The 2,374-nt window shown below is 43.3% G+C and carries 2 protein-coding genes; both read right to left on the reverse strand.

The annotated features are described in order from the left end of the window. On the reverse strand, positions 1–1,619 hold a 1,619-nt coding region (gene lpdA / locus J5G60_RS17975; protein ID WP_207876613.1), incomplete at its 3' end, for a dihydrolipoyl dehydrogenase. Positions 1,620–1,639: 20 nt separating this feature from the next. Next, a partial coding sequence (locus J5G60_RS17980; protein ID WP_207876615.1) for a dihydrolipoamide acetyltransferase family protein occupies positions 1,640–2,374 on the reverse strand: 735 nt, incomplete at its 5' end.

Below are 2,374 nucleotides of genomic sequence, written 5' to 3' on the forward strand. Positions count from 1 at the left end.
TCAAGCCTCAGTGCAAGTGCAGCTTCCCCTATGAGATCCGTGGCCCTGGGTGCCATGATGTGAACACCAAGGATTTCTTCTGTTTTTTTGTCCGCCAGTATTTTTATTATACCGTCTGTTTCCTTTGATATCATGGCCTTTCCGTTGGCACCCATGGGAAAAATACCTACTTTGTAGTCAATTCCTTTTTCTTCGGCCTGTTCTTCAGTATACCCTACGGCAGCTATCTCAGGTTTTGTATATACACAGGAGGACACGGTCTTGTAATCCATCTTTGCATTCTGACCCGATATATTTTCTGCAGCCACCACACCCTGTTCGGAAGCAACATGGGCGAGCATTATTTTCCCTGTACAGTCCCCTATGGCATATATATTTTCTATATTAGTTCTCATATGATCATCCACACATACATTTCCCTTTTCCACCTTTACTCCAATTTTATCTAAATCAAGCCCCTCTGTATTTGCACGCCTTCCTATGGCTACCAATACTTTCTCGGCCTCCACGCTTGAAACGCCATCTCCTTTAGTAAAATCAACCTTCAGTCCATTTTCTACCTTTTCTATTTTAGTTACCTTGCATCCGGTATTCAGTGTAACTCCTCTTTTTGACAGCTTATCGGCAATTAGATTTGAAATCTGCCTGTCTATAGGCGGTAAAATAAACGGCAGCATTTCCAGAATGGTCACTTTCTTTCCAAAAGAACTGAACAGGCTTGCAAATTCTATGCCTATTACTCCGCCGCCTATAATCACTATTGTCTCCGGAAGAGATTCAAAATCCAGTGCACCGGTGCTGTCCACTACACCTTCAAGGCCTATTCCGGGTATAAGAGGTGCAAAGGGAAGAGAACCTGTGGAAATTATGGCATCGTCAAAACTTATTTTTTCAGCTTCTCCATTTTCTCTGGTTACTACAATGGAATTTTTAGTTTCCATTTTGGCAAACCCCTTGATCACATTTACCTTGTTATATGAAAGCAGTCCTTTTACTCCTGATACAAGTTTCTTTATTATTCTCTTTCTTCTCTTCTGAAGGTTTTTCCAGTTTATGCTCACTTCGCCCACATCAATTCCCAGATTTCTGCTGTCTTTGATTTCACTGAACAGTTCTGCAGAATGGAGCAGTGTCTTTGTAGGTATACATCCTACATTGAGGCAGGTTCCGCCAAGTTCTGCATTTTCAACAAGGGTTACTTTATTCCCCAGCTGTGCAGCACGGATAGCAGCTATATAACCTCCCGGGCCTCCACCTATAACAACTACATTTCTAGAGCCTGCCTCACGTTTATCGCCCCGGACTTCCGGCTCTCCTGCTTCTTCTACCTCATCTTTTCCCTCTGCTCCCGCCTCTTTCAAAAGCTCTGAAATATCTTCATTCTCACCGGCTATTACAGCAACGGGTGTCAGGCATTTAACCGTCTCGCCTTCCTCTACGAGTATTTTTCTCACTACTCCGCTTTCCTTTGCCTCTATCTCGTTCGTAAGCTTATCCGTTTCAACTTCAAATAGAACTTCTCCCTTTTCAACTTTCTCTCCCTCATTTTTATGCCACTTTGCCAGCATTCCTTCTGTCATTGTAAGGCCCAGCTTGGGCATTATCTCCAAACAACTCATTTTTAAAAACCTCCCATGTTCTAAAGTATAAGCAGTCCCGGTTTTTCCACATACTGCTTTATTCTCTGCAAAATTCGAGCTGCATAGGCTCCGTCTATGGCCCTGTGATCCGCTGTAAGTGACATACTCATAAGCGGCTTTACAACTATCTGGCACTTTTCCACCACCGGTGTTTCAGCAATCTTGTTTACTCCAAGTATGGCTACCTCGGGCTGGTTTATAATAGGCGAGAATGTATCTATGCCGAACATTCCAAGATTCGTTATGGTAAATGTACCTCCTGTCAGATCATCAGGTCCAAGTTTGTTTTCCTTTGCTCTCTTTACAAGATCCTTGAATTCGGCCGTAATCTGCTTGAGCCCCTTTATGTCACAGTCCTTTATCACTGGAACAAGAAGCCCGTCATCCAGGGCAACGGCAACCCCCATATTCACATAATCCTTCAAAATAAATGTATCTCCATTTACAGAACAGTTTGCCAGTGGAAATTCTTTAAGCACCTGTGAGACTATCTTTATGAGCAGATCCGTATAGGTCACCTTGAAGACGTCTTTAAGGCTGTCTTTCAATCTCTTCAGCTCTGAAGTATCCATGGTCATATTGTAGGTTACGGTAGGTGACACGCTGACGCTTTCACTCATCCTCTTTGCAATGACTTTCCTCATTGCAGACATCTTAACAGCTTTTTCACCTCTGACAGCTGCCTGCTGCGGTGATGCTTTTTCTTCTTCCGTCTTTACTTCAGGTGCTGCCTC

Origin of the sequence: Clostridium sp. HV4-5-A1G, assembly GCF_900184915.1 — a bacterium.
Lineage (GTDB): Bacteria > Bacillota > Clostridia > Clostridiales > Clostridiaceae > Clostridium_B > Clostridium_B aromativorans.